Origin of the sequence: Mesorhizobium sp. CA6 (assembly GCF_020165035.1) — a bacterium.
Classification (GTDB): Bacteria; Pseudomonadota; Alphaproteobacteria; order Rhizobiales; family Rhizobiaceae; genus Mesorhizobium.
In genome coordinates, this window is record NZ_JAIUHI010000021.1 from 44,258 (window position 1) to 65,428 (window position 21,171).

The following is a 21,171-nucleotide window of genomic DNA, read 5'->3' on the forward strand; positions in this document are numbered from 1 at the left end:
CCTGCGTGGTTGAAGACATCTCGCTGTCGCCTAGTTCGCTGCCCGGCCGGACTGCACCCACTCTTCCAGCATCTGCACGCCGAAGGCCGTGGCGCCTTCCCGGCCCAACGGCCGATCCTTGTCGGCGATTTCCTTGCCAGCTATGTCGAGATGCACCCAGGGGCGGTCCTCGGTGAAATTGCGCAGGAAGGCCGCGGCATAGGGCGCGTCGCCGTCTTCCATGTCCTTGGCGTGGTGACGGATGTCGGCGAAGGGCGATTGCAGCCCCTCGTCATAGGCCCGGTCGAGCGGCAGTTGCCAGAACCGCTCGCCGACCTTTTCCCCCGCCGCGATCATGCGCGAGGCGATGGTGTCGTCGGTGCTGAAAAGTCCGGCGAAGACCGAGCCGAGGCCCCGCATCACCGAATAGGTCAGCGTCGCCAGGTCGACGATCACCGAGGGACTGAAGCGCGAAGCGGCATAATAGAGGCAGTCGGCCAGGATCAGCCGGCCTTCCGCATCCGTGTCGAACACTTCCACGGTCTGGCCCGACGCCGTCGTGATGATGTCGCGCGGCTTGAGCGCCGTCCCGGACGGCATGTTCTCGGCAATGCCGAGCACACCGACGGCATGCACCGGGCTGCCTTGCCGGGCGAGCGCGATCAGCAGCCCGACAACGGCGGCCGCGCCGCCCATATCGGCCTTCATGTCGAACATCTGCTCGCCGCGCTTTATGCACAGACCACCAGAATCGAAGCAGACGCCCTTGCCGACGAAAGCCAGCGGCTGCGCGGGAGCGCCCTTACCGCGATAGCGCAGGACCGCGACGCGCGGCGGTCGCGCCGAGCCGGAGCCGACGGCCAGGATCGCATTCATGCCGAGCTCCTTCAGCCGCGCCGTGTCGAGGATCTCGACATCGATGCCGGCCTCGCGCAGCGGCTCCAGATGATCGTGGAAATTCTCGGGATGGAGATGGTTCGGCGGCAGGTTGACCAGCGTACGCGCATATTCGACGCCGTCGGCGATGGCATTGACCCGTGCCAGCGCCGCGTCTAGCTCCTGACCGGCGCCGATCAATTGCACCCGCAAAGTGCGGTCGGCGCCTGCTCCCTGACGGCGGTTGCGCAGGTCGAAACGGTAGCGCCGCAGCCGCATGCCGAGGGCGACCCGCGCCAGGATTTCCGCTGCGGGCAGGTCGACGCCGGCAAGCGGGTCCAGCATGAGGGTGGCTGCGCATTCGCCCTTGCCTTCCAGGTGCGCTGCAAGCAGACCGCCGGCGCGCGCCAGCGAAAGCGGGGTTACGGCCTCGGCCTTGCCCAAGGCCAGCACCACCACGCGGCGGGTCGACATCGCCTTCGGCGCGATGACATCGACGCAGGCGCCGGACTCCTCAAGCGCGGCCGGCTCGGAACACGCGCGGGACAAAATCCCGTCCATTTCAGCGTCGAGCGCCCCTGCCCGGGGGCCAAAACCGGTTTGAGCGGTTTGCAGGATGACGACGACCGAGGTTTCCGCGGAAATCTCGTCAGCCGCTTCGAAGACCGGCGCCGGCGACTGAGGCAAAAGCTCGTTCTCCCATTCTGAGGCCCTCCGCCGAGGCTCAGCTGGCGTCTAACGCAAAGCTTCGCCGGTCACCGGTGAAAACCGGCCATGCCGGTTTCCGCCGCTGGTGGAATGGCATCGGAGTGCCCAAACAATCGTTTTCGGATGGCGACTTGGTCGCTCTTGCCTTTTGGGTATCCCCGAACCGGCCAAGCGATCAAACGCCAATTTTGCTCAAGTCGATTGACAAAAACTCAACTGACATTTCATGATCGGCCAATGGCCCTGCCCTCACTCAATGGCATGCGCGCTTTCGAGGCCGCCGCGCGTCTCGGCAGCATCAAGGATGCAGCGGAAGAGCTGCATTTGACGCCCTCGGCCGTCAGCCGCCACATCCGCGCGCTCGAGAAGAACCTTGGCCAGGAGCTGTTCGAGCGCGGCTTTCGCCAGATCACGCCGACCATCAGGGGCTCATATTATGCGCGCGGCCTCTCCGAAGCATTCGAGGCTATCTGGCGCGCCACCGACGATGTCAGCTTCGTCCATGGTCACGGCAGGACCCAGCGGGTCAGGGTTCTCTGCGTGCCGGCGGTTTTGAACCTTTGGCTGGCGGACCGGCTGCCGAATTTCCGCAAGCTGCATCCGTCCGTGAACCTGGAGATCTCGACGTCGGGCAAGCGCGCCAACTTCGATTTGGCCATTGTCGACGAGTTCGTCTACAAGGCCGGCCCGGCCCTGACGCTGCTGATCCCGCTCGTTCTGACGCCGGTCTGCGCGCCGTCGCTGCTTGAGGGACCGGTGCCGCTCAGAACGCCCGCCGATCTGGTCAATCATCACCTCATCCACGAATGCGAGAGCATGCGCTGGCGGCGCTGGCTGGAACAGGAAGGCGTTCTGGACGCCACGCCGAAATCCAGCACGACGCTCGATGACTGCACCTTGATCATGCGCGAGGTGATAAACGGCGCGGGGATCGCTTTGGCCGACACCATGATGGCCCAAGACCTTTTGCAGCAAGGCAAGCTTGTCGCCCCGTTCAGCGCCCGCCACACCTATCCCGCCGGAATCTACCTGCACCAGCGCCGCAGCATCGGAAACAAGCCAGGCACCGGCCTGTTCCAGGATTGGCTGCTCGCCGAGATCGCCGACCATAAGCGCACGATGGGTATCTCGTAGCGCGTCTTGTCCGAAGCGCCGCGCAAGAAAAAGGCGGCGACCGACCGGCCACCGCCTTCGCATTGTCGACGGCTGGACTCAACCCTTGATGGTGGCGGTCAGCTCGTCATAGGCCTTGCAGGCTTCGTCGAGCGTCGTGGCGCCCTGATACTTCGTCGTCACAGCCTGCGCCTTGGCGGTCAAATCAGCCGCCTTGCTCGGATCCTTGGTGATGGCTTCCTGGAGCGCGGCAGCCATGTCCTGCGCATTCTTGGCGGCGATTTCCTGCGTGCATTCCGGTCCCTTGGAGCAAGCCGACCCGGCCAACGCCGCAACACCGACGGCAACGAGCAAAAACTTCTTCATGTCAATCATCTCCTCAAAAAAGGCAGCCGCCCATCGCCGCTGCCTCCACTGGCCGAAGCCGAACGTGCCATAACCTCCGATTGTGGCGTGAAGCAACGACCGGACCGCATAAACTTGTGTAATCAGGCTGCAACGTCGCGGCGTCCGTGTTGAGGCCGCCCGATGCATGTCGCCCAAAGCGCGCAGCGGTTTTGGGTCGACGACAGGAAATGTACGAAACGGGTTTTCAGCCCCGAAAACAAAGAGATAGCGTCTCACCGTTTTCGTGAAACGATGAGACGCTCCATGTCAGCTGGAGCAAAGTTCACCCGCGAGGCTGTAGCAGCGCCAGCACGACGGTCAATGCGGCAAGGACGGCGGTAAGGGTCAAAGGTCCCGTGGCGCCATGGGTATCCACGACATAGCCGCCGACAACCGCGCCGATGGTGATGGCAACCTGGAAGGAGACGACCATCAGGCTACCCGCAGCTTCCAGCGCATCAGGTGCCGCGCGGGACAGATTGGTCGGCAGCACGACCGGCGCCATGCCGAAGGCCAAGCCCCAAAGCGTGACGAATGTGAACGCGACGCCAATGTGCACGCCCCAAAGCACCAATGCCAGCGCCGCAAACGCCATCAATGCGGCGTTGCCCGCGAGCGCCATGCGGATATTGGCGTCGGCCATACGGCCGCCGGCGACGTTGCCGATCACAGCCGCGATGCCAAATCCGAGCAGGGCCAGGGCAATTGGCCCGGTGGCGAGGAGCGTCACGTGTTCGAGGAAGGGGCGCACATAAACAGAGCCGGCAAAATGCCCCGTCATCAGCAAAAGAATGGCAAGCATACCGAGTTGGATGCCGCGCCGCTGTGTCAGCCGAAATACGTCAGCCAGACTATTGCTGGCCGTCGCAGGCAGGGTCGGTAGGCTCAGCAATTGCAGCAGCATGGCAATCACTGCCAATCCCGCCGTCAAGGCCATGGCGCTGCGCCATCCCAGCCAGTCGCTGATCAACGCCCCCATTGACGGGGCGGCGATGGTGGCGAGCGAGACGCCGAGGGTGACGATGCCCATGCCCCGACCTGTCGCATTGGCGCCGACCAGCCTGGCCACGACGGCAACCGAGAGTGCCCAGAATGCGCTGAGAGCGATTCCGAGCCCGGCCCTGCCCAGCAGCAACAGCCAGAAATTGGGCGCTAGCGCGGCAAGGAGGTTGGAACCGACCGCCAAGGCGCTGAGGCCAACCAGCACCGTCTTGCGGTTCAATCGTCCGATGAGAACATTGCTCAACATGGCCGTCACGGCGCCGACCGAAGCCGTGGCGGTGACGACCTGTCCGGCGGTTCCTTCGCTGATGCCGAGGTCCCGCGCCATCGGCGTCAGCAGGCCTGCCGGCAGGAATTCGGCTGATACCAGGGCAAAGCTGGTGGCCGCCAATGAAATGACCGCAAACCAGGCGGCTGCGTTCCACGGGGCTGGCGCGGCGTCATCAAGGTCTATCGCCGCGTCTTCAGGCTGTAATGTTGTGTCTGTCACTGAAAGATCTCCAAGGTCTGGAGGTCTTCAATAGACGAGTCTTCTCGGATGATATGTACCTTATAATCCGAAATTCATGTCCGTTCGTCCGGGCATTGTGCGGCGCACAACGCCTGGCGAGACATTGGTGATGCGTTTGAACGCGCGCGCGAAGGATGCTTCGCTATCATAGCCCAAACGGGTAGCGACCTCGGCAACCGACAGGCCGTTTTGCCCGAGCAACTCGCGGGCAAGCTGCATCCGCAGACGGGCGAGATAGTGGGCAGCGCCCTCCCCTAACACAGCGCTGAAGCGCTCGGCGAAAATCGAGCGCGATTGGCCTGCCAGGGCGGCAAGGCTTTCCAGGGTCCAGTTATGACCGGGGTCTCGATGCATGGCTGCCAGAGCGCGGCCGATATGGGGGTCGCGGATGGCTGCAAGCCAGCCGGTGGTCGAAGCTCCAGTGCAATTGACCCAGCAGCGGATAAGCCGGGCGGTCAGCAAGTCCGCCATACGGGACAGAATCGTGGCGCTGCCCATCTGCGGTTGCGCGGCCTCCGCCGTCATAGCCGCCAGCAAAGGACGGACGACCGGATCGTTGCCGGCCACATCGCACCCCTTGATAATAGATGGCATCAACGTGATCAGTGGATTGAGCGCACAGACGCCCAGGGCCATGGAGCCGCAGAAAAGGGTGCTTGTCGCGCCCGTCCCTTCCCGCACCACCTCACAGACATTGCTCCCCAACTTGGTAACCTGGCAACTCTCGAGCGAGTCGTCGACAACGTCCGGCGCACTAGCCAGCCGATGGGCGATACCTTGCGGCAACAGCACCAGATCGCCATCACGCAACTCCTGCCAGCCATCCGCCTCGGTATAAATCCAGCATGGACCCTGGCCGACAAAGTGAAAGCGAAGCAGCTTCTGTTGCGGAAAGGCGATGCTCCATGGATGCCGGAGCTCGCAGCGGCCATAGTTGACCCCACTCAAGCGAAAGTCCTGTAGGACTTCGCTGAGCGCATCCATCGGGATATGCAGAGGCGGGCGGGACGAATAGTCAGGCATTCGGCTACTGTATACGCCGAACGTCCGGCAGGCAAGCGGAGGCCGCTTCAACGGCACCCTACCCTTCAAGTCAGTCCGCCCGCCCTTGCCTCTCGCTCCCGGGGCATGCAAGGAGTGCTTCGAGCAACGGGATGACAGGCATGGCAGTTGAAGCGTCGAGCAGCGATCTGGTGCAGGTTGTGGCGCTGCTCGCCGCGGGCGTCGTCGCCGTGCCGATCTTCAAGCGCATGGGGCTGGGCTCGATCCTCGGCTACCTCGCCGCCGGCGTGGTCATCGGTCCGTTCGGCCTGCGCATCTTTTCTGAATCGGAAGCGATCCTCCACGTCGCCGAGCTCGGGGTCGTCATGTTCCTGTTCATCATCGGGCTGGAGATGCAGCCGTCGCGGCTCTGGGGCCTGCGTCGCGAGATTTTTGGCCTGGGTGCCTTGCAGGTCGGCGTCTGCGCAGTCCTGCTCACTCTCGTCGGACTGGCCGGAGGCTTTCCCATCGCGCAGTCCTTCGTCGCCGGCGCCGGCTTCGTCCTGACCTCGACGGCGATCGTCATGCAGTTGCTCGAAGAGCGCGGTGAGATCGCCACGCAGAAAGGCCAGCGCATCGTCTCCATCCTGCTGCTCGAAGACCTGATGATCGTGCCGCTGCTCGCGCTTATCGCATTCCTCGCGCCGGGCGGCGCCGAAACCAGCCTTTCGGAGCGGCTGACCGAAGTTGGGATCGGCATCGCCGCGATCGTGGGACTGGTCGTGGCCGGCCGTTACCTGCTCAATCCGCTCTTCCGCATCCTGGCCGATGCCCGCGCCCGCGAGGTCATGACCGCCGCGGCGCTGCTGGTGGTGCTGGGATCGGCCTTGGCCATGCAGCTCTCCGGCCTGTCGATGGCGATGGGCGCCTTCCTCGCCGGCGTGCTGTTGTCGGAATCGACCTTCCGCCACCAGCTCGAAGCCGACATCGAGCCCTTCCGCGGCATCCTGCTCTGCCTGTTCTTCCTCGCCGTCGGCATGTCGCTCGACCTTGGCGTCGTAGCCCAGAACTGGCGGCTCATCGCCATCTATGTCGTCGCCTACATGGTCATGAAGGCATTCGGCATCTACGTCGTCGCGCGCATTCTGAAAAGCGGCCATCGCGAGGCGCTCGAACGCGCCGTCTTCATGGCGCAGGGCGGCGAGTTCGCCTTCGTGCTCTATTCGTCCGCTGCCGCGGTCGGCATCATCGACGGCCGCGCCAACGCCACGCTGACTGCCATCGTCATCATCTCGATGGTGCTGACGCCGCTCGCGATCGTGGCGCTGCATTACCTCACCCCGCGCGACGAGCAGTCCCTCGACGGCGTCGACATCGCCGACGGCCTCACCGGCAGCGTGCTGATCATCGGCTTCGGCCGCTTCGGCCAGATCGCCAGCCAGCCGCTTTTGCTGCGCGGGATGGACGTCTCGATCATCGACAACGAGGTGGAGATGATCCAGGCGGCGGCCGATTTCGGCTTCAAGGTCTACTACGGCGACGGCACGAGGCTGGACATCCTGCATGCGGCTGGCGTCGGGCGCGCCCGCGCGGTGCTGATCTGCGTCGACAAGCCCGACGCCGCCGTGCGCATCGCGCAGCTTATCAAGGCCGAATTTCCACTGGTCACCATCCTGGCGCGCGCCTTCGACCGCGGCACCGCGCTGCAGCTCGTGCGCGCCGGCGTCGACTATCAGCTGCGCGAGACCTTCGAATCGGCGCTGGTCTTCGGCGGCTCCGCGCTGGAGGCGCTTGGCGTCGATCCCGAGGAGGTCGCCGAAGTCATGGAGGATGTGCGGCGCCGCGACGAAGCGCGCTTCGAGACGCAATTGGCCGAGGGCGTGCGCGCCGGCCAGCGTTTCCTCAAGGGCAATATAGGCACTCCGATCCCGACACCGCTTACCCAGCCGCGCCGCGCCGGCCGCGCGCTGAACCAGGAAACCGCCGTCGTGCTGAACCAGGCAGAGACCAAGAACTGAGGGGCAAATATGGCAGGGCTTGATCCGCGAGCGCTTTCGGTCATCAAATTCTGGCGCGACGCCGGCGAGGACGCCTGGTTCGAAAAGAGCGACGCCTTCGACGCCGGTTTCCGCAGCCGCTTTCTCGAGCTGCATTACGCCGCCGCGCGGCGCGAATGCGACGACTGGAATGCGCATGCCGAAGGATCGCTGGCGTTGATGATCCTGCTCGATCAGTTCCCGCGCAACTGCTTCCGCGGCACCGGCCACATGTACGCGACCGATCCGCTCGCCAGATACTTCGCCGACAGGGCGATCGCCGCCGGTCAGGACCTCGAGCTGGAAGAACTGTTTCGCGTCTTCCTCTATCTGCCGTTCGAGCATTCCGAATTGCTGGCGGATCAGGAACGGTCGGTGGAACTCACCGCCGAGCGAGCGCCGCACTATCTTAAATACGCCAATGAGCATCTGGAGATCATCCAGCGCTTCGGTCGCTTTCCGCACCGCAACCGCATGCTCGGCCGTGCGACGACGGCCGAGGAGCAGGCATTTTTGGACGGCGGCGGGTTTTCCGGCTGACCGGCCGGCTTCGGAGCAATTCCAGGAAAAGTGTGGGCGGTTTTCCGTCCGGAATTGCGACAATGCAAAATCAGCCGAGCCACCATTCGCGGCCCGAAGGCAGCCGCTCGATGCCGGACGTATCGACGGCTTCGAGCCGCTCCGATACGCTTCTGCCGCCGACGGAAAGCCCTGGCGCGATCTCGGCCAGCGGCGCCAGCACGAAGGCGCGCTCCAGCATGCGCGGATGCGGCACTTCGAGGCCGGTCTCGTGGATCACCCGGTCGCCGAACACCAGGATGTCTATATCGATGCGGCGCGGCCCCCAGCGCTCCTCGCGCACGCGCTTCAGCCGCTTCTCGACATCGAGGCAAAGCTCAAGCAGCGCGCGTGGCGAAAGCGCCGTCTCGATCGCGGCAGCGGCATTGAGGAAATCGGGCTGGTCGAGCTTGCCCCACGGCGGCGTGCGGTAGAGCGACGAGACGGCGGTGACGCGCGTCGCGTCGTCGCCGTCCAGCATTCGCAATGCCGCGCCCATGGACTTCGCCGGCTCGCCGAGATTGCCGCCGAGACTGAGGTAGACGGCGCTATTCTGGCCAGACAACGGTCACCTCGACATGATCGAGCACGCCCGGCACCGGGGCGTTCGGCTTGCGCACGGTGATCGCAGCTTTCCTGATCTGCGAGAATCGCGCTGTCAGCGCCTTCGCCACCTCCAGCGCCAGCGCCTCGATCAGGAAGCGGCGATGTCCGGTCACGATCTTTTCGATAACCGAGAAGGCGACGCCATAATTGACGGTGTCTTCGATGGAATCCTCAGTCAGCGGCCGGCTGGGCTCGACCGTCAGCTCGGCATCGACGTAGAAACGCTGGCCAAGCGTCTCCTCCTCGTCCAGCACGCCGTGGCGGGCGAAGAAGGCGCAGTTCTTCATGCGGATGAGGTACATGATCAGTGTCCGGAAGGAAGCTCGGTTTCGCGTTGAAGCATAGCATCGGTGACCGCCAGCGCATCCACGTTGATTGCGACATCGTGGACGCGAAACAGGTCGGCTCCCTTCAAGCGCAGGATGACACTGGTGGCCGCCGTGCCGGCAGCCCGTTCCGCGGGATCGCGCCCGGTGGCGGTGCCGATGAAGCGCTTGCGCGAGGTTCCGGCCATCAACGGGTAGCCGAGCGCCTGAAGCTCGGAAAAACGCGCCATCAGGTCGAGGTTTTCCTCCGCCGTTTCCTTGGCGAAGCCGAAGCCGGCATCGAGCACGATCTGGCTGTCGGCGACATTGCCGGCGCGCGCGATCTCCAGCGATTTGCGCAGGAACAGGAACTGGTCCTCGATCACGTCGGGCAGCTTCTGCCGTTCGCGCCCGGTATGCATGATGACGAGCCCGGCGCCTGTCTCGGCCGCGACGCGCGCGATGCCCGGCTCACGTTGCAGCCCCCAGACGTCGTTGACGATATGGGCGCCGGCGGCGACGCCAAGCCGCGCGGTGTCCTCGCGATAGGTGTCGACCGAGATCAGCGCCTCGCCGGAAGCGGCGAGCGCCGCGATGACCGGCAGCACGCGCGCCTGTTCTTCCTCGGCGGAGATCGGGGCGAAACCGGGCCGCGTCGATTCCCCGCCGACGTCGATGATCGCCGCGCCCTGCTTCACCATGCGGTGCGCCTGCTCCAGCGCCTTCTCGGGCGCGATGAACAGGCCGCCGTCCGAAAAGCTGTCGGGCGTCACGTTGAGGATGCCGGCGACGACCGCCTTCGGACCGAGGTCGAGATAGCGTCCATGCGCCAGCTGCCATCGCCTTGTCGTCATTGTCCATCAACCATGCGTGATCCGCGCGAAATCAATTCCGTTGCGCTGGCGACGGCCCTAAAGCAAGGTGCGTGAAGAGGCAATATGATGAACCGCTCCCTGCTCTGCGCCCTGATGCTCTCGCTCACTGCCCTGCCGGCGGGCGCGGCCAGTCTGGTCAAGACCTACAGCTATTTCAGCGTCGGCGGCCGCACGCTCGACGATATCCAGAACCAGCTGTCGAGAAACGGCCCCGAGGTGAAGAGCACCGGCTCGCGGCATCCCGGCGCCACGCAAATGGCCTTCACCACCCGCATCAGCTACGCGCAGAGCGCCGGGTCCTGCCGCATCGCCGACGCGGCCGTCACCTTGAAGGTCAAGGTAATCCTCCCCGAATGGCGGCGCCCGCGCAAATCCGATCCCGGCGTCAGGCTGGTCTGGGATACGCTCTCGGCCGACATCAAGCGGCATGAGGAGCGCCATGTCGAGATCGCCAAGAACCATGCGCGCCTGCTCGAGGATGCGCTGAAGGCACTCCCACCGCAAAAGACCTGCGAGCAGGCGAAGCTCAACGCCGCCGCGGTCCAGGCAGCCGAGCTCGCCAGGCACGATCAGGACCAGGTCCGCTTCGACCGCGTCGAGAGCGTCAATTTCGAAAGCCGTATCCTTCGGCTGATGCGCTACCGGATGGAGCGTGTCGAAGCCGGCCAGCTGCCGCCGCCTTGACTTGAGAGCCGAGCCCTGTCCGGGGCCAATTTCATCCAAGCATGGTGCCAGACCGGAAAAACTTTCGAGTGATGGTCGAAATCGGCCTATATCGAACGACATAATGCGGGTTCGAAGCGCCAAAGCCTCGGGTCCACGATGAGAAATGACAGGTGCGACCGGCCAAAGCCGTCTTGGCGCACCAAGCACCAGCCTTTGAAAGAATGACGCATGGACCAGACCGTCGAGAACCAGGCGATGGCGCCGAAAGCCGCGCCGCTGATGAGCGAGAGCGAGAAGAATACCATCATCGGCGGCGTGCTGTTGTCGATGCTGCTGGCGGCCCTCGATCAGACCATCGTAGCCCCTGCCCTGCCGACGATCGCCGGCGCGCTCGGCCATGCCGAATATCTGCCGTGGATCGTCACCGGCTATCTTCTGACCGCGACCGCGATGGCGCCGCTCTACGGCAAGATTTCCGATGTCTACGGGCGCCGCCCTGTCATCTACGCCGCCATCCTCGTCTTCCTGTTCGGGTCGCTGGTCAGCGCGCTCGCTCCCAACATGCTGGTGCTGGTCATCGGCCGCGCCATCCAGGGCGCCGGCGGCGGCGGTCTCTTCGCGCTGGCCCAGACGGTCATCGGCGACCTCGTGCCGCCGCGCGAGCGCGCCCGCTATGCGGCCTGGATCGCAGGCACATGGGCGGTCGCCAGCGTCGCCGGCCCACTGCTCGGCGGCGTGTTTGCCGAACATCTGCACTGGTCGCTGATCTTCTGGATCAACCTGCCTATCGGCTTCCTGGCCATGGCCATCATCAACAACCCGTTAAAGAAGCTGCCGGTCGCGGCCAAGAACCATCGCATCGACGGCTTGGGCGCCGTGCTGCTGGTTATCGCCACGACGCTTCTGCTCCTGGCGCTCAGCTGGGGCGGCAGCGCCTATCCCTGGTTTTCCCGCGAAATCCTTGGGCTGGTTGCCTGCTCGGCGGTGTTCTGGGCCGCCTTCGCGCTCAGGCTGCTCAAAGCGGCCGAGCCTTTGATCTCGCTCGAAGTCTTGAGCAACCCGATCGTGCTCGCCGGCACACTGTCGATGTTCCTCTTGCAGGCCGCAAATATCGGCGCCTCGGTATACCTGCCGGTCTATCTGCAATCGGTCGTCGGGCTTTCGGTCAGCGAATCCGGCACCGCGATGCTCGGCCTCCTGCTCGGCACGGTCGCCGGCGCGACCTTCAGCGGCCGCACGATCCCGCGCTTTGTCCATTACAAGCGCATCGCCATGATCGGCGTCGGCCTGGCCATCGTCTGCATTGGCGTGCTCAGTGCCATTGCGGAACACGCCTCGTTGCTCGAGGTGGAAATCCTGACGACTTTGATCGGCCTTGGCAGCGGAACGACATTCCCGGTTGCCACCGTCTCGGTCCAGAATGCCGTCGATCGCGCGCATCTCGGTGTCGCGACGGGCGTTCTGACCTTCCTGCGCACGCTGGGCGGCGCGCTCGGCGTGGCCATGCTCGGCGCCGTCGCGCTCGGCTACGGCCTGCCATTGTCCTCAGAAGGCTCGCACACGCATATCCATCAGGCATCGGCGTTGCCGTTCGTGATGATCTTCGTCGCCGCCGGAGCAACGCTCGTTCTGGCGCTGATCACGCTAGCCCTGATGCCCGAAAAGGAACTGCGCGGTCACGACGAGCAAACCGCCCCCGCGCTTGCGGAGTAGATCGCTTGAAGGTGCGTTGAGATTCAGGTCAGGCCGAGTCGAGAAGGGCAGTTTCCGAGAACCGGAGCGGAGCGTACTTGAAGTACGTGAGCACCGGAAGCGCAGGAAGCTGCCGTTCGCAGTCCGGCATCACCTGAATATCAATATGCCTTAATCATGCACGCCGAGCTTCTTCTGCAGGCTGGTCGACGAGGTCGTGTACTGAAAGACGATGCGCTCGCCCGGGCTGACGATCCGCTTGGCGGCCTGCGCCATCAGCGCCACCTCATGGAAGCCTGACAGGATCAGCTTGAGCTTGCCCGGATACCAGTTGATGTCGCCGACGGCAAAGATGCCCGGGATCGACGTCTGGAACTTCTCGGTGTCCACCGGGATCAGGTTCTCGTGCAGGTTAAGGCCCCATTCGGCGATCGGCCCGAGCTTCATGGTGAGGCCGAAGAATGGCAGCATGCGGGTGCACGGCACCTCGACGTCGCCATCCGGGCCGCCCTTGATGGTCGCCGATGACAGCTGGCCGTCGGCGCCGGCAAGGCCGCTGACCTGGCCGACCAGGAATTCGAGCTGCTTCATCTCCTGCATGGCATACATTTTGTTGACGCTGTCGGGCGCGGCCCGGAATTCCGGGCGGCGATGCACCAGCGTCACGCTTTTGGCGATCGGCTGCAGGTTGAGTGTCCAATCGAGCGCCGAATCGCCGCCGCCGACGATGACGAGATCGTGGCCGCGAAATTCCTCCATGCGCCGGACCGAATAGAAGACGCTCTTGCCTTCGTACTCCTCAATGCCCGGAATGGGCGGACGCTTGGGCTGGAACGAGCCGCCGCCGGCGGCGATCACCACCACCTTGGGCTCGAACAATTCACCTTCATCGGTGGCGACGCGGAAACTGCCGTCCTCCAGCTGTTCAAGGCTCGACACCATGCGGTTGAAGGTGAAGTCCGGCTTGAACGGATGGATCTGCTCCATGAGCTTGTCGACCAGGCCTTGCGCGGAGATCGTCGGCCAGCCTGGAATGTCGTAGATCGGCTTTTCAGGATAGAGCTCGGCGCATTGGCCGCCGGGACGATCGAGAATGTCGATCAGATGGCATTTCATGTCGAGCAGACCGAGCTCGAACACGGCGAACAGGCCGATCGGCCCTGCCCCGACAATGAGAACGTCCGTTTTGATGGTATCGGTCATGCGCTGCGCCCTGATTGGGAATGCGGCGAGACTGCATGAGCTATGGGCCGCTGCCAAGCTGCCGGCGCGAAAGAATATTGGGAAACTGCCAAGGTGTGTCGAGATTCAGGTCAGGCCGAGTCGGAGTCGAAGACGGGCGCGAAGCGACCAAACTGGGTGACTTCCGAGAACCGGCCAACGCCGGCCGTAGCCTTCGTAGAGCGGAGACACTCATGAGGGCTTCGGCCGGCGAAGGCCGGAGCGGAGCGTACTCAAACTACGTGAGCACCGGCCTACGCCGGCCGTAGCTTATTTTAACCGCCACGCCATTCGTGAGTGCTTCGGCCGGCAAAGGCCGGAAGCGCAGGAAGTCGCCATTTGCAGGCCGGCCTCACCTGAATATCGACGCGCCTTAACCCTGGCGCGCGGGGACCCGAACCACCAGCCCGTCCAGCGCGTCGCGCACCTTGATCTGGCAGGAGAGGCGCGAGTTCGGCTGGACCTCGTAGGCGAAGTCCAGCATGTCCTCCTCCATCGCCTCCGGCTCGCCGACCTCCGCCGTCCATGCTTCGTCGACATAGACATGGCAGGTCGCGCAGGCACAGGCGCCGCCACATTCGGCTTCGATGCCCGGAACCGCATTGCGGATCGCGTTTTCCATGACTGTCGAGCCGTTTTCGGCTTCCACGTCAAATCGGGTCCCGTCATGGGCGATGTAAGTCAGCTTGGTCATTAAGTCACCTGAGGAGTCGCAGCCGAGATAATCACTCTGCCGGACAAGTCAACTGCGGCGCGAAAGCGCCACGAAATGACGTTTTTCAGAAAGGCGGGATACTAGCGGCTGATGCCGGCGATGAAGTCGCGCACTTCCTCGATCAGCGTGCTGAGCCGCTTGAGCGCCCGGACGTCTTCCGGCTGGGTTTCGATGATCGCCGCACAGTCGGCCACCGCAAAGGCGCCGATGCCGCGCGCCGAGCCCTTCAGGCCATGCGCCAGAAGCACCCTTTGCCTCGCGTCGGCATCCGCGATCTGGTCACGGACCGACAGCGACTGATGCACGAACAGCGCCAGAACCTCGCGTTCGAGGTCGCGGTCGCCCATTGTCTGGCGTGCCAGATGGCCGAGATCCACCGGTCGGGCTCCAGCCGTTCCGGAGGCGTCGCCCCCCGGCATGGAAAACGCAATACCACTTTCGCCACGCATACGCACTGCAACTCCATCAAGCGGGCAGACGGGCCCACGAAAATAGGCGCTCCCGGTCGCCAACGGGTTAACGACTGCAGGGAAAAATGTTGTCACGGAGGCAGCCGGATCACGTCTCCGTTAACCTTATATTTAAAGTTTTACGTATCGCCCGGAATGCATGTTTTCTTTACCCCTGTGTGTCATTACGATACGAAGGTCCATTTTTCAGCCTCCTGCGCGGGATAGACAAGCCAGAATCGGGCCAGAATCAGGCCAAAATCATAAGTCCCGCGGCAGCTAGTACAGGGTAGCGAAGGCATGGCTAAGAAACCAACGACGACGAAGTCTCTCGAGAATGACGTGGCCGCGGAACTGGAAAAGGCGCTTGACCTTGACCTTAACGGCGACGAAGGCGGCCTCGACATGGCGGCGTCGATGGAGGATCTCGAAGCGCAGATTTCGGCGGCGGCCGACGAGCTGGCGCGCGAAGGGCGCAGCCATAGGACGGAGCCGGCAAACAATCCCCAGCCTGCCAACCCCCAGCCTCCGAGGGCGCCCGCTGCCAAGCCGGCCGAGTTGCGCCCGGTCGAGCCGCGCAATGGGCAGCCGTCCGGTTTTACGCCTCCAGCCGGCTTCACGCCCGCCAATGATGACCGCCAGAAGGACTACAAGACGCTGCTGCACAGCCTCAATCGCCGTGCGTCCAGCACCGTCTACTGGGTGATCGCCTTTATCTCGCTGGCCTGGATCGCCGGCGCCGGCGGCCTGGCCAACCTGTTGTTCGGTCCCGGCATCTGGAAGATCCGTACCGTCGACCAGTTCTTCGCCCGTCCCGAGTTGATCGGCCTGGCGGTTGCCGCGATCGTTCCGGTCATCCTGTTCTGGGCTTTCGCCGCCATGATCCGGCGCGCGCAGGAAATGCGCCTCGCCGCGCAATCCATGACCGAGGTCGCCTTCCGCCTGGCGGAGCCCGAAAACCTCGCCCAGGACCGTGTCATGATGATCGGCCAGGCCGTTCGCCGCGAGGTGGCGGCCATGGGCGAAGGCATCGAGCGCACCCTGGCCCGCGCGGTCGAGCTCGAAACGCTCGTCCACGGCGAAGTCAGCCAGCTCGAACGCTCCTATTCCGAGAACGAGGCCCGCATCCGTTCGCTGGTCGACGGTCTCGGCAGCGAGCGCGAGGCGGTCGTCACCCATGCCGAGCGCGTGCGCGCCTCCATCGCCAGCGCTCACGAGACGCTGCGCGACGAGATCGGCTCGGCCAGCGACATCATCCGCGACTCGATCCTCAACGCGTCGACCAAGCTGTCGATGACGATCAACAATTCCGGCGACACGCTGATCGACCGCATCAATGAAAGCTCGACGTCGATCTTCGATTCGGTGGAATCGCGCCTTGACAACATCACGGACCGTCTTTCGACCTCCGGCGAGGCCTTCGCGAGCCTGCTCGACACCCGTATCGCCAAGCTCACCGACACCACGGACGGCCTGACACGCTCGCTAACCGACCTGCTCGACGACCGCACCAACGGCATGGTCTCGCTACTCGGCGGCGCGGCGCGTACCTTGAGTTCGGAGTTCGAGACGAGCCTCAGCGGCATCGAACGGACCCTGGCCGAACGCGGTCAGGCGCTGATCAGCGAATTCCAGACCCGCGCCGAGGCGCTCGACACCGGTACGCAGAAACTCAACGCCGCCCTTGAAGCCCGCGCCCGCCAGATCAACGAGACGCTGGTCGAGCGCGCCCGTGAGATCGCGCACACCTTCGCCGAGAGCAAGGACCAGCTGTCGTCGATGATCGATCAGGGCAAGACGCAGATCGGCGCCGACATGGCGGACATCATCTCGTCGACCTCCTCCATGCTCGAAGCCCGCGCCACCGACTTCGCGGGGCGCATGGAAGCGGCCAGGCATGTCGTCTCGCGCTCATTCGATTCCGATATCCAGCGGCTGGCCGATGCCCGTGTCGGCATCGAGGAAGCCGTCGAGAACCACAGCCGCGCGCTTTCGGAGAGCCGCGAGCGCATGGCGGCCGCCATGCAGGAGGACTTGGCGAAATTCGCCGAAGGCCGCGTGGCAATCGATGCCGCCGTCACCAACCAGGTGCAGAAGCTGGCAGAAGGCCGCAGCCTGATCTCGCGCGCGCTGGAAGAAGACCTGCGCAAGGTCAACGAGTCGCGCGCTGCCATCGATGCGTCGCTGGGCAGCCATCTGGAGCAGCTCGAAGAAGGCCGCAACCGCCTGTCCCAGGTCTTGAACGAAGACTCCGGCAGGCTCGTCCAAGCCCGTACTATGATTGACGAAATGGTCGCCGGCCATGTCGGGAAGCTGGCCGAAGGCCGCAACATCCTGGCGCGCGCCCTGGAGGCCGATCTCAACAAGCTGCAGGACAGCCGCGCCTCCATCGACGGCCTTGTCGCCGGTCAGGTCGAGAAGATCGCCGAGGGCCGCGCGGTGCTCGCCAAAGCGCTCGAGACCGACATCATCGGCATCCGTGGCCTGATCGAGACCCACTCGACCAAGCTCGCCGAGGACCGCGGCGAGCTCAGCCGCGCCCTTGAAAGCGATCTGAGCGACATCCGCGGCCTGATCGACAGCCACGCCGGCAAGCTCGCCGAGGACCGCAGCCTGCTGTCGCACACGCTGGAAGCCGACCTCGCCAAGCTCGCCGAAAGCCGCGCCTCGATCGACGGCCTTGTCGCCGGCCAGGTCGAGAAGCTCGCCGAAGGCCGCGACATCCTCAAGCGTGCCCTGGAAGCCGACCTCAACGCCATCAAGGGTGCCATCGCGGGACATTCGGACAAGGTGCTGGAAGATCGCTCACAGCTTTCGAAAGCGCTTGAAACCGACCTACAGGCCGTCAGCGGCGCCATCGCCGACCATCAAAACAGGCTCGTTCAGGACCGTTCCGTGCTGTCGAAGTCGCTGGAGGACGATCTCGCCAAGCTGGCGGAGAGCCGCTCCAGCATCGACGGGCTGGTCGCCGGCCAGGTCGAGAAGCTCGCCGAAGGCCGCGACATCCTCAAGCGCGCGCTGGAGGCCGACCTCAACACAATCCAGGGCGCGATCGTCGATCATTCGCAGAAGATCACCGATCACCGCGCCGAGCTTTCGCGTGCGCTGGAGACCGATATGGCTAATGCCAGCGGCCTCATGCAGACCCATGCCGACCAACTGTCGCAGAACCGGGCGACGCTGTCCAAGGCGCTCGAGGACGATCTTGCCAAGCTCGCCGAGAGCCGCGCCGGCATCGACGGCCTGGTCTCCGGCCAGGTCGAGAAGCTCGCGGAAGGCCGCGACATCCTCAAGCGTGCGCTGGAAGCCGACCTCGCCAAGCTCGCCGAAAGCCGTTCCTCGATCGACGGCCTGGTCGCCGGCCAGGTCGAGAAGCTCGCCGAAGGCCGCGATATCCTTAGGCGCGCCCTCGAAGCGGACCTTCAGAAGCTGACGGAAAGCCGCTCGGAGATCGACGACGTCATCGCCGGCCATGTCGGCAAGCTGTCCGAGGGCCGCAACATGCTGGCCAAGGCCCTCGAGGACGATCTCGTCAAGCTTGCCGATGCGCGCAAGGACGTCGACCGTTCGGTTTCCGGCCATATTGACCAGATCGCTGCCCGAAGCAGCGATATCTCGGCGGCGATTGCCGCCGATGTCGAGAAGATCGAGCAGGCCTTCAGCCGGCAGACCGGTGTCATCGAGGAGCGCGCCGGCACCATGGAGCGTGCGCTGTCGACCGGCGTCGACAATGTCCGCGGCGTGCTGGAAAAGACCGCTGTGTTCGTGGCGGGCGCGCTGCGCGACAAGGTCATGGAGATCACCAGCACCCTGCACGAGCAGGCCGGTGCGGTTTTCAGCGACGCCGACCGCAAGATCGCCGAACGCGCCGAGCAGACGTCCGCCGCGCTGCTTGCCAGGGCCGAGGACATCGCGCAGGCTTTCGAGGCGGCGGACCGCCGCCTGCACGAGCGCGCCCAGGATACGTCCAACATGCTGATGGCGCGCGCCGACGAGGCCTCCAACTCGCTCATGGCCCGCGCCGAGGAAACCGCCGACAAGCTGGCCGCACGCGCCAGCGACATCGCCAACACCTTCGATGCAGCCGACCAGAAGCTGGTTGCCCGCGCCGTCGAGACGGCGCAGTCGCTGGCCGCCCGTGCTGGCGACATCCTGCGCAACTTCGAGGGCGCCGACGAGCGGCTTTCGATGCGCATCAGCGAATCGGCCGAAGCGCTGGCCGCCCGCGCCTCGGACCTCGGCCGCATCTTCGACAGCGCCGACCAGCATCTGATCTCGCGTATTGCCGAGGGCTCGGAGGCACTGTCGTCGCGGGCGTCCGAAATTGCCCGTATCTTCGACGACGCCGACAGCCGTCTGGTGTCACGTATCGCCTCGAGCACCTCGACCATCGGCGAGCATGCCGACACGATTGTCGGCGCCTTCGCGGCGACCGAACAGCGCGTCGCCGACCGTGCCCGCCAGACCGGGCAGGAGCTTGCCGTGCATGCCCGCGAGATCGAGCAGGCGCTGGCCGGAGCCGACGAACGGCTGGCCGCAAGCGCCTCGGCCGCGGCCGCACGTGTTGAGGACCAGGTGGCGAGCGTGGAAAACCGCCTCGCCTACAGCGCCGAGACCATGGGCCAGAAGCTCAACGAGCAGGTCTCCAGCGCCGAGGCCCAGCTCATCTCGCGCGCCAATGTCATCGCCGAAACCTTCACGGCGGTCGGCCAGCATATCGGCCAGAGCACCAACGAGGCCGCGCGCACGATCGGCGCCAACACCCGCGAGCTCAACACCATGCTCGCGGCGCGTTCGGCAGAGATGGCGAAAATCCTCGACGAGACGGCCAAACCACTGGTCGAGCGCTTCGCCCAGGGCGGCTCCGAGCTGCAGCGCAGCATGGAAGAGGTCACCGAACGGGCGGCCGAGAAGCTGCGCAGCGAGAACACGAACCTCGTCAATGCTCTGGCCAGCCGCACGGCCGAGACGCTGTCGGCCGTCGAAGGCGCCCGCTCGTCGCTTGCCGACAGCGTGGCCGATCTTATCGGCCGCATGACGACCTCCAGCGCGCAACTCGGGCAATTGATCGACCAGGCTGCCGTCAATCTCGGCCAGGTCGAGGAGCGGCTCTCCGGCAGCACGCAGAGCTTCGCCACGACCACGGAGAAGGCCGCCCAGACTTTCGCCAGTTCGGCGCGTCTGGTCGATTCCAACACGACACGGCTCACCGACCTGTCCTCGGCGACGCTGCGCGAGGTGGCCTCGATTGCGACCAAGTTCGACGAACACAGCCGGTTGCTCTCCAGCGCCTCGAATTTGCTCAGCTCCGCGCAAAGCAATCTTGAGCACACGCTGGAGCGTCAGTCCTCGCTGGAAGACCTCGCCGTCGGCTTGGTCAAGAAGTCGGAAGACCTCGAGAAGGTGATGCGCTCCTTCGAAAACCTCGTCGGCCAGACGATGCAGACTGCGGAGGGCCGCACGATGGAATCGGCGGAAAAAATCCGCGCCGCCATCGCCGACGTCGTCGATTCGGCGACACGGCGCTTTGCTGACGCGACCGAAGAGATGCGTCGCACCGCAGGCTCGATCAAGAGCGAGCTCGACCTTACCCGCGCCGAGCTGAAGAAGGGCGTGATCGAGATGCCGGAGGAGGCTAAGGAATCGACCTCGGCCATTCGTCGCGCTGTCGCAGAGCAAATCAATGCGCTCAAGGAACTGTCGGATATCGTTGCGAAATCCGGCCGCAGCGGCAGCAGCGAACAGGGCGAGCCACGCGGTCTGCGCCCTGCTCCGCAGGCGCCGGCCCGAGCCGCCGAACCGCCGCTGCGCCGTCCCCCGGCCCCGCAGCCACAGCAGCAACCGCAACCAACGGCCCGCGCTCCGCAGGCGCCGCTCGCCGAGACCACGCTGCGCGGCACGCTCGACCTTGAACGCCCCGCCGAGGCGCCGCGCCGTGATCCGAACGGCAAGCCCGCGCAGGGCGGATGGGTGCGCGACCTCCTGACCAATGCCTCGCGTGAGGAAGAGCTGCGGCCGGCAACGCCGGCGGAAGCGCCGCGCGCGACGCCTGCCCAGCGCTCGCCGCTGCATGTCATGGAGTCGCTTAACTCGCTCTCCGTCGACATCGCGCGGGCCATCGACCATGACGCCTCGATCGAGCTCTGGAACCGCTACCGGCGGGGCGAGCGCGACGTCTTCACCCGTCGCCTCTACACGCTGAAGGGCCAGCAGACCTTCGACGAGATCCGCCGCAAGTATCAGGCCGAGGCGGAATTCCGCGCCGCGGTCGACCGTTACTGCGAGGATTTCGAGAAGCTGCTCAAGGATGTCTCGCGCAACGACCGCGACAACATCATGGCGCAGACCTATCTGACGTCCGACACAGGCAAGGTCTACACGATGCTGGCCCATGCCAGCGGCCGGCTCCAGTGAGCGGCCGACAAGTCTGACAAAAAAGGCGGGCCTCGGCCCGCCTTTTTCTTTTGTCCGTTGATCGATGGAATTGGTTT

16 protein-coding genes are annotated in these 21,171 nt (G+C 64.7%); 6 read left to right on the forward strand and 10 right to left on the reverse strand.

Translation table 11 applies throughout. The features are described 5' to 3' along the window. Positions 1-30 precede the first annotated feature (30 nt). Positions 31-1,542 (reverse strand): leucyl aminopeptidase, encoded by a 1,512-nt coding sequence (locus LB526_RS25730; protein ID WP_224630238.1) that lies wholly within the window; start codon positions 1,540-1,542, stop codon positions 31-33. A gap of 258 nt (positions 1,543-1,800) precedes the next feature. Here LB526_RS25730 and LB526_RS25735 point away from each other — a divergent pair, with 258 nt between their 5' ends. Further along, complete coding sequence (locus tag LB526_RS25735; RefSeq protein WP_224532034.1) at positions 1,801-2,697, forward strand: LysR substrate-binding domain-containing protein; 897 nt, start codon at positions 1,801-1,803, stop codon at positions 2,695-2,697. A gap of 78 nt (positions 2,698-2,775) precedes the next feature. On the opposite strand, the gene LB526_RS25740 is transcribed toward LB526_RS25735, so the two are convergent. The 3 genes from LB526_RS25740 to LB526_RS25750 are packed head-to-tail and all read right to left on the reverse strand — an operon-like array spanning position 2,776 to position 5,599. Then, positions 2,776-3,300, reverse strand: coding sequence for a hypothetical protein (locus tag LB526_RS25740; protein WP_224630239.1), 525 nt, complete (start codon positions 3,298-3,300; stop codon positions 2,776-2,778). Positions 3,301-3,346: 46 nt separating this feature from the next. Further along, positions 3,347-4,555, reverse strand: a complete 1,209-nt coding sequence (locus LB526_RS25745; RefSeq protein WP_224630240.1) for an MFS transporter — start codon at positions 4,553-4,555, stop codon at positions 3,347-3,349. 60 nt (positions 4,556-4,615) lie between these two features. Then, positions 4,616-5,599 (reverse strand): AraC family transcriptional regulator, encoded by a 984-nt coding sequence (locus LB526_RS25750; protein ID WP_224630241.1) that lies wholly within the window; start codon positions 5,597-5,599, stop codon positions 4,616-4,618. 140 nt (positions 5,600-5,739) lie between these two features. Here LB526_RS25750 and LB526_RS25755 point away from each other — a divergent pair, with 140 nt between their 5' ends. Continuing rightward, on the forward strand, positions 5,740-7,575 hold the full coding sequence (locus LB526_RS25755; protein WP_224630242.1) for a monovalent cation:proton antiporter-2 (CPA2) family protein: 1,836 nt from the start codon (positions 5,740-5,742) through the stop codon (positions 7,573-7,575). 9 nt (positions 7,576-7,584) lie between these two features. Further along, positions 7,585-8,133: a DUF924 family protein gene (locus LB526_RS25760; RefSeq protein WP_224630243.1), complete on the forward strand. Its 549-nt coding sequence runs from the start codon at positions 7,585-7,587 to the stop codon at positions 8,131-8,133. Positions 8,134-8,203: 70 nt separating this feature from the next. Here LB526_RS25760 and folK read toward each other — a convergent pair whose 3' ends face one another. The 3 genes from folK to folP are packed head-to-tail and all read right to left on the reverse strand — an operon-like array spanning position 8,204 to position 9,916. Then, positions 8,204-8,716: a 2-amino-4-hydroxy-6-hydroxymethyldihydropteridine diphosphokinase gene (gene folK, locus LB526_RS25765; RefSeq protein ID WP_224630244.1), complete on the reverse strand. Its 513-nt coding sequence runs from the start codon at positions 8,714-8,716 to the stop codon at positions 8,204-8,206. After that, positions 8,700-9,059 (reverse strand): dihydroneopterin aldolase, encoded by a 360-nt coding sequence (gene folB / locus LB526_RS25770; protein ID WP_095765255.1) that lies wholly within the window; start codon positions 9,057-9,059, stop codon positions 8,700-8,702. The genes folK and folB overlap by 17 nt, the downstream gene beginning before the upstream one ends. Positions 9,060-9,061: 2 nt before the next feature. Continuing rightward, a complete protein-coding gene (folP, locus tag LB526_RS25775) occupies positions 9,062-9,916 on the reverse strand; it encodes a dihydropteroate synthase (RefSeq protein ID WP_224630245.1) in 855 nt (284 codons plus the stop codon). A gap of 84 nt (positions 9,917-10,000) precedes the next feature. On the opposite strand from folP, the gene LB526_RS25780 reads away from it, so the two are divergent. Together LB526_RS25780 and LB526_RS25785 are read left to right on the forward strand one after the other, a co-directional pair. Next, positions 10,001-10,621, forward strand: coding sequence for a DUF922 domain-containing Zn-dependent protease (locus LB526_RS25780; RefSeq protein WP_095765253.1), 621 nt, complete (start codon positions 10,001-10,003; stop codon positions 10,619-10,621). 210 nt (positions 10,622-10,831) lie between these two features. Next, positions 10,832-12,316 carry an MDR family MFS transporter gene (locus LB526_RS25785; RefSeq protein WP_224630246.1) on the forward strand — a complete coding sequence of 495 codons (1,485 nt, stop codon included), beginning with the start codon at positions 10,832-10,834 and terminating at the stop codon, positions 12,314-12,316. A gap of 150 nt (positions 12,317-12,466) precedes the next feature. Here the strand turns inward: LB526_RS25785 and LB526_RS25790 are convergent, their stop codons facing one another. The 3 genes from LB526_RS25790 to LB526_RS25800 all read right to left on the reverse strand — a co-directional run bounded on the left by LB526_RS25790 (position 12,467) and on the right by LB526_RS25800 (position 14,680). Beyond that, complete coding sequence (locus tag LB526_RS25790; protein ID WP_224630247.1) at positions 12,467-13,498, reverse strand: NAD(P)/FAD-dependent oxidoreductase; 1,032 nt, start codon at positions 13,496-13,498, stop codon at positions 12,467-12,469. Positions 13,499-13,889: 391 nt separating this feature from the next. Continuing rightward, on the reverse strand, positions 13,890-14,210 hold the full coding sequence (locus tag LB526_RS25795; RefSeq protein WP_095765250.1) for a 2Fe-2S iron-sulfur cluster-binding protein: 321 nt from the start codon (positions 14,208-14,210) through the stop codon (positions 13,890-13,892). A 101-nt stretch (positions 14,211-14,311) separates the two neighbouring features. Beyond that, on the reverse strand, positions 14,312-14,680 hold the full coding sequence (locus LB526_RS25800) for an Hpt domain-containing protein (protein ID WP_140542794.1): 369 nt from the start codon (positions 14,678-14,680) through the stop codon (positions 14,312-14,314). A gap of 300 nt (positions 14,681-14,980) precedes the next feature. On the opposite strand from LB526_RS25800, the gene LB526_RS25805 reads away from it, so the two are divergent. Further along, complete coding sequence (locus LB526_RS25805; RefSeq protein WP_224630248.1) at positions 14,981-21,094, forward strand: kinesin; 6,114 nt, start codon at positions 14,981-14,983, stop codon at positions 21,092-21,094. Positions 21,095-21,171 lie beyond the last annotated feature (77 nt).

Coding starts and splice junctions, on each gene's coding strand:
- LB526_RS25735 (WP_224532034.1), top strand. CDS start 1,801: ATGGCCCTGCCCTCACTCAATGGCATGCGCGCTTTCGAGGCCGCCGCG.
- LB526_RS25790 (WP_224630247.1), bottom strand. CDS start 13,498: ATGACCGATACCATCAAAACGGACGTTCTCATTGTCGGGGCAGGGCCG.
- folB (WP_095765255.1), bottom strand. CDS start 9,059: ATGTACCTCATCCGCATGAAGAACTGCGCCTTCTTCGCCCGCCACGGC.
- LB526_RS25795 (WP_095765250.1), bottom strand. CDS start 14,210: ATGACCAAGCTGACTTACATCGCCCATGACGGGACCCGATTTGACGTG.
- LB526_RS25760 (WP_224630243.1), top strand. CDS start 7,585: ATGGCAGGGCTTGATCCGCGAGCGCTTTCGGTCATCAAATTCTGGCGC.
- LB526_RS25785 (WP_224630246.1), top strand. CDS start 10,832: ATGGACCAGACCGTCGAGAACCAGGCGATGGCGCCGAAAGCCGCGCCG.
- LB526_RS25755 (WP_224630242.1), top strand. CDS start 5,740: ATGGCAGTTGAAGCGTCGAGCAGCGATCTGGTGCAGGTTGTGGCGCTG.
- LB526_RS25805 (WP_224630248.1), top strand. CDS start 14,981: ATGGCTAAGAAACCAACGACGACGAAGTCTCTCGAGAATGACGTGGCC.
- folP (WP_224630245.1), bottom strand. CDS start 9,916: ATGACGACAAGGCGATGGCAGCTGGCGCATGGACGCTATCTCGACCTC.
- LB526_RS25800 (WP_140542794.1), bottom strand. CDS start 14,680: ATGCGTGGCGAAAGTGGTATTGCGTTTTCCATGCCGGGGGGCGACGCC.
- LB526_RS25750 (WP_224630241.1), bottom strand. CDS start 5,599: ATGCCTGACTATTCGTCCCGCCCGCCTCTGCATATCCCGATGGATGCG.
- LB526_RS25780 (WP_095765253.1), top strand. CDS start 10,001: ATGATGAACCGCTCCCTGCTCTGCGCCCTGATGCTCTCGCTCACTGCC.